This window comes from Myxococcales bacterium, assembly GCA_016716835.1.
Lineage (GTDB): Bacteria > Myxococcota_A > Polyangia > Haliangiales > Haliangiaceae > JADJUW01.
The window spans coordinates 2,022,914-2,035,100 of the sequence record JADJUW010000001.1; the positions used below are offsets into that span (position 1 = coordinate 2,022,914).

10 protein-coding genes are annotated in these 12,187 nt (G+C 64.4%); 5 read left to right on the forward strand and 5 right to left on the reverse strand.

Annotation, left to right across the window (positions count from 1 at the left end):
- Positions 1 to 118: 118 nt before the first annotated feature.
- Entirely contained in the window at positions 119 to 1,744 is a 1,626-nt protein-coding gene (locus IPL79_08960) for an ABC-F family ATP-binding cassette domain-containing protein (protein MBK9071114.1), read from the reverse strand.
- A gap of 126 nt (positions 1,745 to 1,870) precedes the next feature.
- On the opposite strand from IPL79_08960, the gene IPL79_08965 reads away from it, so the two are divergent.
- A complete protein-coding gene (locus tag IPL79_08965; GenBank protein MBK9071115.1) occupies positions 1,871 to 3,508 on the forward strand; it encodes an IgGFc-binding protein in 1,638 nt (545 codons plus the stop codon).
- A 66-nt stretch (positions 3,509 to 3,574) separates the two neighbouring features.
- Positions 3,575 to 5,446: an ATP-binding cassette domain-containing protein gene (locus tag IPL79_08970; GenBank protein ID MBK9071116.1), complete on the forward strand. Its 1,872-nt coding sequence runs from the start codon at positions 3,575 to 3,577 to the stop codon at positions 5,444 to 5,446.
- Between the two features lie 22 nt (positions 5,447 to 5,468).
- Here the strand turns inward: IPL79_08970 and IPL79_08975 are convergent, their stop codons facing one another.
- Both IPL79_08975 and IPL79_08980 read right to left on the reverse strand, forming a co-directional pair.
- Positions 5,469 to 6,773, reverse strand: coding sequence for a copper oxidase (locus IPL79_08975; GenBank protein ID MBK9071117.1), 1,305 nt, complete (start codon positions 6,771 to 6,773; stop codon positions 5,469 to 5,471).
- Positions 6,774 to 6,800: 27 nt separating this feature from the next.
- Positions 6,801 to 8,054 (reverse strand): TolC family protein, encoded by a 1,254-nt coding sequence (locus IPL79_08980; protein ID MBK9071118.1) that lies wholly within the window; start codon positions 8,052 to 8,054, stop codon positions 6,801 to 6,803.
- Positions 8,055 to 8,242: 188 nt separating this feature from the next.
- Here IPL79_08980 and IPL79_08985 point away from each other — a divergent pair, with 188 nt between their 5' ends.
- Together IPL79_08985 and IPL79_08990 are read left to right on the forward strand one after the other, a co-directional pair.
- Positions 8,243 to 8,797 carry a CopD family protein gene (locus IPL79_08985; protein ID MBK9071119.1) on the forward strand — a complete coding sequence of 185 codons (555 nt, stop codon included), beginning with the start codon at positions 8,243 to 8,245 and terminating at the stop codon, positions 8,795 to 8,797.
- Positions 8,794 to 9,330, forward strand: a complete 537-nt coding sequence (locus tag IPL79_08990; GenBank protein ID MBK9071120.1) for a manganese efflux pump — start codon at positions 8,794 to 8,796, stop codon at positions 9,328 to 9,330. Before IPL79_08985 ends, IPL79_08990 begins: the two co-directional genes overlap by 4 nt.
- A 19-nt stretch (positions 9,331 to 9,349) precedes the next feature.
- Here IPL79_08990 and IPL79_08995 read toward each other — a convergent pair whose 3' ends face one another.
- Both IPL79_08995 and IPL79_09000 read right to left on the reverse strand, forming a co-directional pair.
- Positions 9,350 to 9,820 carry a universal stress protein gene (locus IPL79_08995; GenBank protein MBK9071121.1) on the reverse strand — a complete coding sequence of 157 codons (471 nt, stop codon included), beginning with the start codon at positions 9,818 to 9,820 and terminating at the stop codon, positions 9,350 to 9,352.
- 37 nt (positions 9,821 to 9,857) lie between these two features.
- Entirely contained in the window at positions 9,858 to 11,342 is a 1,485-nt protein-coding gene (locus IPL79_09000) for a hypothetical protein (GenBank protein ID MBK9071122.1), read from the reverse strand.
- 127 nt (positions 11,343 to 11,469) lie between these two features.
- On the opposite strand from IPL79_09000, the gene IPL79_09005 reads away from it, so the two are divergent.
- On the forward strand, positions 11,470 to 12,135 hold the full coding sequence (locus IPL79_09005) for a hypothetical protein (protein ID MBK9071123.1): 666 nt from the start codon (positions 11,470 to 11,472) through the stop codon (positions 12,133 to 12,135).
- Positions 12,136 to 12,187: the final 52 nt, after the last annotated feature.

Here is a 12,187-nt window from a genome sequence, read left to right on the forward strand (position 1 = left end):
GTACATTGCGGTTAGTCATGACAGGTGGTGCGTGAGTGCGTACACCAACAGTGACTACGCAGTAGCCATGCTAGCTCATCGAAATTACACCGAAAAAGGCACCTTGGAGTGACCCTGCTTAAGCGATATTCGCGCGCATGCCAGGGGCTTCGCGGCCGGTGGAGGTGACGTATTCGTCGTAGGTGCCGGGGTAGATGCGGGGGCCGGCGGAGGTTAGTTCGAGGACCTTGGTGCAGAGGGCGCGCAGGAACTGCCGGTCGTGGGAGACGAAGACTAGCGTGCCTTCGTATTCCTTGAGCGCGTTGACGAGGGCGCGCTTGGTGACGATGTCCAAATGGTTGGTCGGTTCGTCGAGCACGAGCAGATTAGGCGCGTCGTAGAGAATCTTGGCGAGCGCCACCCTAGCCTTTTCGCCGCCGGAGAGCACGCGCACCGGCTTTTGCACGTCGTCGCCGTGGAAGCCAAAGGCGCCGGCGAGGTTGCGGATGGTGCCAATGTTGGCAGCCGGGGCATGCTCTTGCAGCTCCTCAAAGACCGTGCGATCTGACGACATTTCTTCCATCACGTTTTGCGCGTAATAGCCCATCGTCACCGCCGCGCCGAGTTCGGCCACGCCCGCGTCGGGCGCTACTTTGCCGGCCATCATCTTGAGCAACGTGGTCTTGCCGGCGCCGTTTTCGCCCATGATCGCCCAGCGCTCTTTGCGCTGCACGGTCATGGTAAAGGCGTTGTGCACCACGCGCTCGCCATAGCGCTTGGTGACGGCGGCGAGGCGAATCACGTCATCGCCCGAACGCGGCGGGGTGCGAAACTCAAAAGACTTTTCGATGAGCCGACGCGGCGGCTCAACCTTTTCGATCTTATCGAGGCGCTTGACCCGCGACTGCACCTGCGCCGACTTGGCGGCGTGGGCGGCAAAGCGCTCGATGAAGCGGCTCTCCTTGGCGAGCATGGATTGTTGGCGGGCGTAGGCCGCCTCGCGCTGCACCACTTCTTGCGCGCGCTGCGCCTCGTAGAAATCGTAGTTGCCGGTATAGACGCGAATCTCGCCGCCGTCGATCTCGACGATCTTCTTGACGACGCGATTCATGATATCGCGATCGTGGCACGTCATCACCACGCAGCCGTCGTAAGCCTTGAGGAAATCCTCCAGCCACAAGATGGATTCAATATCGAGGTAGTTGGTCGGCTCATCGAGCAGCAGCACCTCGGGCTTGGCGAGCAAGATCTTAGCCAGCGCGACGCGCATCTTCCATCCGCCCGAGAGCGTACCTACGTCGTTGCCGAGCTGCGCCTGCGCAAAGCCAAGGCCATGCAAGATGGTTTGTGCATTGCTCTCGAGCTCGTAGCCACCGAGCGCCTGATAGTGCGCCTGCACGTCGGAGAACTGCTCGATCACCTGCTCGAGGTCGTCGCCCGCGGCCTCCATGCGCGCGGTGAGCTGCGCCAACTTTTCGCCGAGTTCGGCAACCTCGCCAGCGCCAAAGATGGCCTCTTCCAAGATGGTCTTGCCGGCCATCTCGCCGACGTCCTGGCGAAAATAGCCGATGGTCAGCTTCTTGGGTCGCTCGACCACGCCATCGTCTGGCGCCTCGGCGCCGACGATCATGCGAAACACCGTGCTCTTGCCGGCCCCATTGGCGCCGACCAAGCCAATTTTCTCGCCGGCGTTGAATTGAAACGAGGCATCGGTAAAGAGGATTTGCCCCCCGTACTGTTTGCTGACGCTGGAAAATGCGATCACCGGCGTCTCTTAGCACACAACGACCAACCTAGTGATTCCCCTTCACGTAGATCTGCCGCAAAACAGGGTGCCCGTGGTGTCGAATTGCGTTGAGCCGCCGGGGCCGGCCCGCTAGGGTCCGCCGAAATGAGAAGCATTCAAGGCAAGGTCGTGTTGGCGTGGGTTGTGGGCTTGCTGGTTTGCGGTTGCGGGCCAACCAACCCGGCGCCCGGCACGATTCCAAGCGGCTGTGACCAAGGCGCCATCGGCTGTTTTCCCGACGGCGAAGGCCAGGCCGTCTATACCTGCCAGCAAGACACGTGGGTAAAGTACGAAAGCTGCGAATTTGGCTGTGTCACGGATATCGGCTGCACGGTGTGCACGCCCTTCCAAAGTTCATGCGATGGCGGCGTCGAGCACATTTGCCGCGCCGACGGCAGCGGTTTTGACGACAACGAATGCGACCCGGTGCAGGGCATGGCCTGTGACACCGCGGCGGGCCGTTGCGGAGGCGATTGCTCGCTGACGAGCCTCGGCGCCAGCTACGTCGGGTGCGAGTACTATCCGACGATCACCGACAACACCCTTTTGTTTGGTGACTTTACCTTCGGCGTGATCGTTGCCAACGCTGGCGATACCGACGCGAATATCCGCCTCGAACGCGTCGGCGGCGGCAGCCCAGATGCCTTTGTGCTCGCGGCGCGAGGCGTCGAGGTCAGGCGCCTGCCGATGGAGCAAGACGCGGTCTATCGGCTGCGCTCCGATCAGCCGGTCGTCGCCTACCAGTTCAACCCACTCGACTACTTCAGCGGGACCAGCTATTCGTACACCAACGATGCGTCGTTGCTGCTGCCGCGCAATGCGCTTGGGCGCGACTACATGGTCGCCGCGTGGCCGACATGGTCCGGCTTTGGCGGCTTAGTCGCGATCACCGCGGCGCAAGACGACACCAAGGTCACGATTTCGACGACGGCCTATGCCACCCCCTTTGGCAGCCCTGGGGAATCTTTTACGCGCACCCTGCAGCGTGGCGAGTTGCTGCAGCTACTCTCGGCCAGCACCGCGAGCGGCACGACCGGAGACCTCACGGGTACGCGCGTTACCGCGGACAAGCCCGTGCAGGTCATCGGGGGCCATAACTGCACCAACATCCCGATGAACATCACCGCCTGCGATCATATTGAGGAAGTGCTATTCCCGGTCAATACGCTGCGCGACGCCTACGTTACCACCTCGCCACAGGCCCTCAGCGTCGCGGCGCCCTATATCGTGCGCGTCGTCGCGGTCGAAGACGATACCGAAATAAGTTATGCGCCGGCGATCGTAGGGGCGGCGACGCAACTCGACCAAGCCGGCGAATTTATCGAATTTCAGACCGATCGAGATGTTGAAATCACGAGCAACAAGCCCATCCTAGTGATGCAATACATGCTTGGCGCCGATCTGGTTGGCACTGGTGATCCGGCGATGGCGCTTGCGGCGCCAATCGAGCAGTGGCGTAACGACTACCTTTTTCACGCACCGGTCAACTACGCCACCAACTACGTCAATGTCGTGGCACCCACCGGCGCGTCGGTGCTGCTCGATGGTTTGCCAGTGGTCGGATTTGAACCCGTAGGCGCCACGGGTTGGGCGGTCGCGCGCGTCGCGCTCGACAACAGCGGCGACGGCAATCATGAAATGACCTCGAGCGAGAAATTCGGCATCAGCGTCTATGGCTATGGCGACTACACCAGCTATTGGTATCCCGGCGGTCTCGACCTCGAGCCCGTTGCCGTCGAGTAGGTCCGGCGCTTAGACAGCGCCTCGCGACAGCCCGTCCGCACAAATCTGTGGTAATGCCACCGCCTTATGTCGACGATCCTAACCGTGCAAGGCGTCACCAAGCGCTTCGGCACCAGGCAGTTGCTTAAGGGCGTCTCGTTTGCGATCGCCGAGCGCGAGCGTGTGGCGCTGATTGGCGCCAACGGCAGCGGTAAATCCACCCTGCTGCGCATGTTGGTGTGCGCGATCGGCGGTGCTGAGCAGGCGAGCGCCCTGCCCGGTGGCGCGCCGATGAGCACCGCCGAACGCGAGGCGATGGAGCCTGATGATGGCGTGATTACGTGGCGCAAGGGCCTGGTCGTGCGTTACGTCGCGCAGGAGCCTGCGTTTGCCAGCGAGGCGACCGTGCAAAGCGTGCTGGATGGCAGCGGCGCCGCGGCACACGACATCGCGTCGATCCACTCGAGGATGGCGATGCCGCCGATGAACACGCGCATTGATTCCACTTCGATTGGGGAGCGACGCCGGGTCGCCCTAGGCGCCGCGCTGCTGTGCGCGCCCGATGTGCTGTGCCTGGACGAACCGACCAACCACCTCGACATGCAGACGATCGAGTGGCTCGAGCAACACCTAACCGGTTTTGCTGGCGCGCTGCTCTTGGTGACGCACGATCGGTATTTTCTCGATCGGGTGGCGAGCCGCATCGTCGAGATCGAGCACGGCGTTTCCTATAACTACCCCGGTGATTACACTGAGTTTTTGTTTAAGCAGGCAGAGCGCCACACGGTCGCCAGCCAACACGAGCACGAGCGCTCGATGTTTGTGCGCCGCGAAATCGAGTGGATCCGGCGTGCCCCGCAGGCGCGCGGCACCAAGGCCAAGGCGCGGATCGAGCGCTTTGACGACGCGCTGGCCGCCGCCCCCTCGCCCGATGAGGCGACGCGCAAGCTGGCGCTGCGGCTGCCGCCCGGTCCGCGCCTAGGAGGCACCATTATCGAACTCAAAGGCGTCACTAAGTCGCACGGCGACAAACGCCTGTTTAGCAACCTGACGCTGACGATGAAGCCAGGTGACCGCATTGGCATCGTCGGCCCCAATGGCGTCGGCAAGACCACGCTCATTCGCACCATCTTGGGCGAGCTGCCGCCGGATGCCGGCACGGTCAAGCTGGGGCAAAATACGCAGATCGCCTACATGGACCAATCGCGCAGCGCGCTCGACGACAACGCCACGGTGCTGCAAGAAGTCGCCGATGGCAGCGACTACGTGGAGCTGCCCGACGAGCGGGTGCACGTGCGGACGTTTCTCAAGATGATGCTCTTTCCGGACCCTTCGGGCATGACGCGGGTGGGCCAGCTATCGGGCGGAGAGCGCAATCGCGTCCAGCTCGCCAAGCTGCTGCGCCGCGGCGGCAACGTGCTGGTGCTCGACGAACCCACCAACGACCTGGATATCGTCACCCTCGGCGCGCTCGAAGACGCGCTGATCAACTTTCCGGGCTGCGCGCTGATTGTGTCGCACGACCGCTGGTTTCTCGATCGCGTCGTCACCGGCATCTTAGCGCTAGAAGGCGATGGGTACGCCGAGTTCTACGAGGGCAGCTACACGAGCTATGCCGAGAAGCGCAAGGGCGAACAAGCGGCGGCGTTGGCCGGCAACACGGCCGGCACCACATCAACCGCCAGCGGCGCAAGTCGCGGCCGCGCCACCAAAGATCGCCCACGCAAGCTGACGTTCAAAGAGCGTGCCGAGCTCGCCGCCATGGAGGCGACCATCTTGGCCGCCGAAACCGCGGTCACCGACGCCGAGGCGGTGCTCAACGATCCCGAGACGCATCGCACGCGCCGCGGCGAGATTGCCAAGTTGACCACCGGGCTCGAGGCGGCGCGCCGCGAGGTCGAACACCTCTACGCGCGGTGGCAAGAGCTAGCCGACGTAGCTGCCGCCGAGCCAATGTAGGGTAGCGACGGCGCGGCCATTTTCATTTTAGCACGATGCCATCAGCGGCGAGGTCTGCGGCGCTGGCCTCGCGTGCGGTGGCATCTCCACCATGAGGATACCAGCCGTCGAACGTATCTCCCTGGCGCCGCACCTTAATTACGGTGAACATGCCGCCCATGTCGATGATGCCGTGGGGGCCAAGCCCGCCTCGCATCGCGACCGAGTTGGCGGGGACGGGCATTTCCATTTCGGCCATGTCCCACATGCCGGTCTGCCCCATTGGCATATAGCCAGGCGCGTGACGCATGATCTGGCCGCCGACGCCGCGGGTATCGACACCCACCATGTTGGGCGAGCCATGCCCCATCTGGTTCATCGCGTGGTGGGTCATATGACAATGCAGCGGCCAATCGCCCGGCGCGCGCGCGACAAATTCAATGGTGCGAGTTGCACCCACCGGCAGCAACGTGGTGGTCTCGGGCACGCGGGCGCTGCGCGGCACCACGCCGCCATCGGTCGCGACGACGTCAAACCACGTGCCGTGAATATGAATGGAGTGGTGATCCATCGGCCCCATGTTGCCGAGGTGGATGCGCACGGTCTCGCCCAACTCGGCGTGCAGCGGCTCGGTAGCGGGAAAGGCCTTGCCGTTGAACGTGAGCACGTTGAAGTCGCTCATGGCGCTGGGGTCGGGGCGTGCCGCGCCAGGCAAGATCTTCCATTCGTGCGACATCAGGCTGTATTCGCGATCGGCGCCGCGGTCGCCGCGCGGCCGCACGATGAGCATGCCAACCATCCCAAGCGCAATCTGCGTCATCTCATCGCACTGCGAGTGATACATAAAGGTGCCCGCGCGATCGAGGACGAACTCGTAGCGAAAGGTCTGGCCCGGCGCGATGCGGCGCTGATGCAGCCCGGCGACGCCATCCATGCCACTTGGAAGCACGAGGCCATGCCAGTGCACCGAGGTCGGCGCCGGCAGCTTGTTGCTGACATAGATCACCACGCGCTCGCCGACGATGCCCTCGATGACTGGGCCCGGCGTGTGGCCATTGAAGCCCCACGCCTTGATCACGAGGCCCTTCATGATTTCGTGATCGAATTCCTCGGCGATCAGATGAAACACCCGCGCATCGCGTTTGCGCGAGCTAGGCAGCAGCGCGCCGTTGGGCACCACGAGGCCTCGTTCGCCGCGCCCTACCGAGGAAGCCATTGGCGGTGACGCGGGCGCCTGCGAAGACGTTAGTGCCTGCGTGCCCTGGGTCTGCGCCCCCGCTTGCCGCGCCGCAAGCGTCGCCCCGACAAACAAGCCACCGCCTACTAATTCTCGTCTGGTTAATTTCATGGGGCCCGCCTTTCTACAAGCATCTGCTTAGTGACTCGCCGCTGCGGCTGCTTGATCGCCGATCGGCGCGGCGGGCGCCGCGGCTGCCGCGCCGTTGGGCACATGGCCGCGTCGCAGCGCCTCGACATCTGCGATGGCTTGCCAAAATTCTTTGCTGACGTCGATGAGCATCAGCTGCGCCTCAAGCGTGCGCTGCCGCGCCATGAGCAACTCGAATGGGCCTTGCGCCATCGCGTTGTATTGCAGCACCGCCGCCGCCAAGGTTTGTTCGCGCAGCGGCACCATGACGGTCGCGAGATGGCGCGCCCGCGCATGCGCCGACGCGACCCGCGCCTGCGCAGCGGCGACCGCGGCCGCCAACTCACTGGCCGCGAGCTCCACATCAAATCCGGCCACGCGCATCGCGGCATTGGCGACCTGCCGCGCACCGCGACCCTGGCCAAATAAGGGCAACGAAATCGCCGCCGCGGGGCCGAGCTCCCAACCCTCGTCGCCATAGGACGCGGATACGCCGACGCCGAGCGATGGCAGCCATTGCCTCACGCTCGACGCTGAGCGCGCGCTGGTCGCTGCATCGGCCCGGGCCACCGCGCCGCGCACGCGCAAGTTGGCCTTCGCAGCTTGATCAGGCAGAGCCTGCAAATCGGGCGCAGCCTTGGGCAGCTCAAGTGCATCACTACCGAGCGTCAGACGTGTTCCTTGCCGCACCCCCAACGCACGGGCGAGCGCCGCGCTCGCAATAGCGACCTGTGTTTCGCGTTGCCAGACCACCTGCCGCATTGCCTCGTGGGCATCCTTGGCCTGCAGCAAAAATAACTCGGTGATATTGCCGGCGTCGCGCAGACGCTGCGCCAAGGTCGCGCCTGCCGCCGCCGCGTCAAGCGCCTCGCGCGCCAGCGCCAGTGAGGTTTTCGCCGCCTGGGCCTCGTAATATGCCCAGCTCGCCTCGCGCAGCACCTCATAGGCCGCGCTGAGCAGCGCCAACTGTGCGCCGCGCAGGCCAGCCCGCGCCTCGCCATGGCGTGCGGGCGCGCCGATCAGCGACGTTAGATCTTGCATGATGTCGATCTCAAAGCGTTCCGCGGATCCAGGGTGATACGTGCCATGCAGGCTAAGCGCCGCCGGCTTCCACGCATCCATCGCCATGCCGCGCGACGAGGCCACGAGCGCCCATTGCTTGGCGATCTCGCGATGGTTGCCGAGAGCAAGCGTTTGCGCCGCAGCCAGGGTGAGCGGTGCTTCGAGCATGGCGTCCACCTCGGCCTGTTTCAGCAAGGTCATCGGCAGCTCCGCACCAACCGCATCGCGGAACTCAGCGCGCAATGGGGCCGATTGCCGTGCCGAGCCGTGCGCGCAACCACCGCCAGCAACTATCAAGCCGATAACCCACGTAAGCGATCGCCTCACCGCGGCAGTCGAGCACACAGCCGACGCCTTGACAATGTAATGTGCGGTATAGTCGCCGCCTCATGCTCGCCGCCTACTACGGCCACGTCAAAGCCGTCCACATCATCTTTGTGGTCAGTTGGTTTGCGGGACTTTTTTATCTGCCGCGATTGTTCATATATCACACCGAGGCGCAGCGCCGCGCGCCAGCCGAGGCCTCCGTGCTCTCCAGCCAATTTGTCCTCATGGAACGCCTGCTTTGGCAGGTCATCATGATGCCCGCGATGCTGCTCACCATCGGCAGCGGCTTGCTGATGCTTCACCTGCAGCGCGCCTGGCTCGATTTTGGCTGGATGCACGTCAAGCTCGGCTTTGTCGCCGTGTTGCTTGGCTACCACATCATCTGTGGCCGCTTGCGCACCGCGCTCGCCGCGGGACGCTTTCGCCTGACGTCGTTCCAATTGCGGTTGTGGAACGAGGTCGCCACGATTCTCTTGGTCGCCATCGTGTTTCTCGTGGTGCTCAAGTCGGCATTTGATTGGGTGTGGGGCGTGCTCGGCGTCGCCGCGTTTGCGGTGCTTATTATGCTGGCGGTGCGCATCTCCCGCGCGCTGCGTCGCCCCCCTGCCGCGCCATGATGGACCCGTCGCTGTGGATGCTCGCGGTTGCGCTCGCCGCCGATGCGGTGCTTGTCGCCGCGGTCATCGGCTCGCAAACTCGCCAGCTTCGCCACGGCATGATCCTCGCAGGTGCGACGGGGTTGGCCCAGGGGCTAATGCCGCTGCTAGGCGCTTGGCTCGGCGGGTTCGCGACCTCATTGGCGACATGGACCAACTATCTTGCCGCCGCGGTCTTTCTCATCTTGGCGTGGCGCCTCGCGCGTGGCGACGATGGCGACGATGGCGACGTTGTTGCCGGTCCGGCCCCGACCGTCGCGAAATATTTCATCATCGCGATCGCCACCAGCATTGATGCTCTTGTGGCGGGCGCGACCTTTCCCGCGCTTGGCTTTGACCCGCTGCCCGCCGCCGCCTTAATTGGCGGCGTCACATTTATTGGCTGCGCCGCGGCTTTTTTTGCCGGCGCCGCGCTGTTTGCGCGCTTTGGCCGCGCCGTCCGCTACGTCGGCGCAGGGTTGCTCGTGATTATCGCGGTGCGCGGGGTGATCTAACGGGGCTACTGCCTTGGCACTAGGCGTGCTTGGCACGCGCACGCACCACCAACACCGGAATCTCAACCCGCCTTAAAATAGCGTCTGTCACCGAACCAAGCAGCGCCCGACCCAGGCCGCGCCGCGCGTGCGCCGCCATCACCAGCAAATCGTAGTGCCCTTGCGCAACGCAATCGGCGATGCCATCCGCCGCCGGCCCCTGGCGCACAATGACTTCGATCTCGCCCGCATAGCCAACGACCTGCTGCTGCGTCTCGACCAGCGCCCGTACTTGTTTTTCCGTGTTGCTCATCCACGCCGCTACCTGCTCGCGGTATTGCGGCAAGAGTTGCAAGGCAGGGCCCATCCATTGCGATGGATATTGATACGGCGTCACCACGTGCACGACGGCAAGCCTGGCGCCAGCCGCAACGCAGAGCCGCAGCGCTTCATCTAAGGCTGGCTGCACGTCTTCGACGACGTCGATCGCGGCAAGAACGTGCTTATACACCGAGCTACCGTAGCGTAACTCGTCGCGGCATGCGCGGTCAAAACGAGGGGCATTGCCACGATTGCCCCACAAACCCAGATTGTCCGGCCGCCGCGCCCAAGTAAGCGTCCCCTCCAACGCCGCCGCTACCCGCGGCTAGCACGAGCTGATGTGGCGTTAGCAGTGCATTGGCAAGGCAGGCCAACGCCACCGAAGGGCCACCTCCGCCGCCACCGCCGTGGCCGCCGCGACCACCATTGCCGCCCCGCCCTCCGGCCCCACCCATTCCCGCGTCGTCTTGGCTGCTCGATCCGCCGTAGACGCCGCCCGCACCGCCTTGGCCGCCCGCGCCACCGGTGCCCGCGACGCCACCGTTGCCTCCCTTGCCTCCATCATGAGCGGCGATCGAAACGCGATCCATCCATACCTCGGCCTCACTAATGACAATGCCAAACGATCCGCCACCGCCGCCGCCGCCAACGCCACCCGTGCCGGCACAGCCGCCGCCACCACCGCCGCCGCCCGACGATCCAAAGCTATCGCACAAATAGTCGCCACCACCCCCTCCGCCACCGCCGCCGCCGCCGTGGCCGGGATTGCCTTGCCCGCCATTGCCACCGCGGGCCGGCACGTATTGCCACGCCGAAAATGTGCCGATGGCAGCGCCGGCTATCCCACCAACGCCATCAGCACCCGCTGCCCCATGTCGCCCAGACCCGCCATTTCCGCTATACGCGCCGCCGACGCCACCAACGGTCGCAACAAGGCCATTGCCTCCGCTGCCTCCGCTCGAACTACCGACTGCGGGCCAGCCACCCACGCCGCCCTTGCGACCACAACTCGAAGCGCCGCCGAGGCCACCCGTGGGCTGCAAGCAAAACCCACAAACCGGCGAGCCGGAGTGTTCGCAACCTGGCTTGCCCTTTCCCCCCATCCCGCCCGCGGTGCCTTGCGCGCCCGCTGCCCCGGCCCTGCCGTCGGCGCCCCTGCCGGCGATGACATTGACATCGCGCAAACGCGCTTGGGCCGACGAAATCGCGATCCCGATCGAGCTAGCGCCCGGCGCCGTGGCGTTGAGGCTGCGAACGCTGATGCCATCGAGCAGCGTCGGTAACGCCAAATCCTCGAATAAAACGGCCGGGGAGGCGCCAATTAATAATGTTCGCGCTGTGGCATCGCCGCCTCGCTGCCACGACACATCGAACCCGCCGTAGACATCGACGCCGCTCTCCATAATGACCGCTCCATGGTAGTCGCCCGCGCGTACGAAAACGACCTTGCCTTGCAAGGCCGCCACCGCGATGCCCCATTGAATGCTGCGCTTGGGGGCGTCGCGCGTCCCCGCCGCGGCGTCGTCGCCGTGCAACGCATCGACATAGACCGCGTCGCACGGCAGGCCTTCGCAGTCAGCGGGCGCGTGCACAGGTGCCGGCGCATCTGTCGCATCAAGGCCCTCAGCACCGACGGCCCCCGTCGCGCAACCAACGGTGGCAAATACGATGATGAAGACGCCCGCGGCGACGCTAACCAAATTGTTTCTCATGCACGCTCTTACGCGCCCCACTTTTATTTCTCGCCGATCCACGCACGTGCCATCTCTCCGCACCCAGGGCCCTTATAATGTGAGAAGGTCTGCGCGTGCGTGACCAAGCAGCCACCGGGGGCCAGGCATGAGGGACCTCGCGCGACTGCTCGACGGGCTTGAGAGGCTGCGCGGCAGGCGCGGCCTGCACCTCTTGGCCGCCAACCTGCGCCTGCTAATTGGCTTTGCGTTTCTACCCGCGGCGATCAAAAAAGTGCTCGGCCAGCCATTTACCGAGCCGACCAACGTCGGGCGATTTCACGATTTTTTGCACGCATTTTTCGCCACCGGCTGGTTCTATGAGTTTGTGGGCGTGGTGCAGCTTGTCGCGGCGACGCTGCTGCTGACGCAAACGTGGGCGCTGCTCGGTGCCGTGATTGCCTTGCCCATGCTCACCGCCATCGTCGCGTTTTGTTGGAGCACACAGGTCTATCCCACGGCCATCGTCGCCAGCGGCATGTGGTTGGCCACCGTGGCGTTGTTGATATGGGACGCGCCGCGGCTAGCGCATCTCGCGGCCAGCTCATCGGCGCGCGCGCGGGAGACGCCGCTCATCGAGCTTGGCCTGTGGCGAGGGTGCGGCGTCGGCATCATGGCGATCTACCTCGCGGCATGTCTGGCTCATGGCGGAGTCTATCGCCCGCGCGGCGCGGCGTGGGACGATCCCATTTTTTACGTCCTGCCGGCCATTGCGCTGATGCCGGTCGTCACGTGGCTTATCGAACGTGCACGGCGCAAACAACCGCGCATGTAGGCGCGCACTGTCGCAGTATATTCCTTGACTGGCATATTCCCTTATGGGAATA

Excerpts from the sequence above, each read along its gene's own strand:
- IPL79_08980 (MBK9071118.1), bottom strand. The coding sequence starts at position 8,054 with ATGACCTTGCTGAAACAGGCCGAGGTGGACGCCATGCTCGAAGCACCG.
- IPL79_08990 (MBK9071120.1), top strand. The coding sequence starts at position 8,794 with ATGATGGACCCGTCGCTGTGGATGCTCGCGGTTGCGCTCGCCGCCGAT.
- IPL79_09005 (MBK9071123.1), top strand. The coding sequence starts at position 11,470 with ATGAGGGACCTCGCGCGACTGCTCGACGGGCTTGAGAGGCTGCGCGGC.
- IPL79_09000 (MBK9071122.1), bottom strand. The coding sequence starts at position 11,342 with ATGAGAAACAATTTGGTTAGCGTCGCCGCGGGCGTCTTCATCATCGTA.
- IPL79_08965 (MBK9071115.1), top strand. The coding sequence starts at position 1,871 with ATGAGAAGCATTCAAGGCAAGGTCGTGTTGGCGTGGGTTGTGGGCTTG.
- IPL79_08975 (MBK9071117.1), bottom strand. The coding sequence starts at position 6,773 with ATGAAATTAACCAGACGAGAATTAGTAGGCGGTGGCTTGTTTGTCGGG.
- IPL79_08970 (MBK9071116.1), top strand. The coding sequence starts at position 3,575 with ATGTCGACGATCCTAACCGTGCAAGGCGTCACCAAGCGCTTCGGCACC.
- IPL79_08985 (MBK9071119.1), top strand. The coding sequence starts at position 8,243 with ATGCTCGCCGCCTACTACGGCCACGTCAAAGCCGTCCACATCATCTTT.